The sequence below is a fragment of the Sphingomonas sp. S-NIH.Pt3_0716 genome (genome assembly GCF_003950715.1).
Taxonomy (GTDB): Bacteria; Pseudomonadota; Alphaproteobacteria; order Sphingomonadales; family Sphingomonadaceae; genus Sphingobium; species Sphingobium yanoikuyae_A.
On sequence record NZ_QLJK01000142.1, the window covers coordinates 1 to 531 of the forward strand.

General features: G+C 63.1%; 1 protein-coding gene. It reads right to left on the reverse strand.

Annotated elements, in window-relative coordinates; genetic code table 11:
• Positions 1-531, reverse strand: a 531-nt coding sequence (locus BRX37_RS26520; RefSeq protein ID WP_206434244.1) for a cytochrome c oxidase assembly protein, incomplete at both ends; no start/stop codon positions are given.

Below are 531 nucleotides of genomic sequence, written 5' to 3' on the forward strand. Positions count from 1 at the left end.
AGGACAAGACCACCGATGAAATAGCTGGCCCCGCCAACCAGCAGCATGAGGACACCGCCCAGTTGCTGGTCGATCAGCGGGTCCATGCCGGCCAGATGATGATGATCCGCCGCCGCGTAGAGAGGCCTTGGCGCCAGGCCGATCAGGACACCAAGCAACGTCATGTGCATCGATGTCAGCAGCAGGGCACCGATGCCAGCGGCCCGATGATCGGCGCGGAGCACCGATGACCAGAGCAGCAGACCTGCTCCAAGGAAACTGACCTGCTCGAGCCCCAGCATTGGTAAGGACGTCATTGTCGCCGCACGAAGGGCCGGCAGGTGCCAGAGCCAGACCGTGACAAGTTCCACCAGCATCATCGCCATCGGGCTTGTGAGGCCGGGCCAGAGACGCGCAGGATCAAACCGCCCTTGCGACAGGCCAAGGGCAAGAAAAGGCGCTGCAATCGCCACGGCAATCATATGGCCTGCCATATGACCAACCATGCCAAGCGGCAGCACAGCCAGGATCCACCCCGTCGGGACCAGCGCC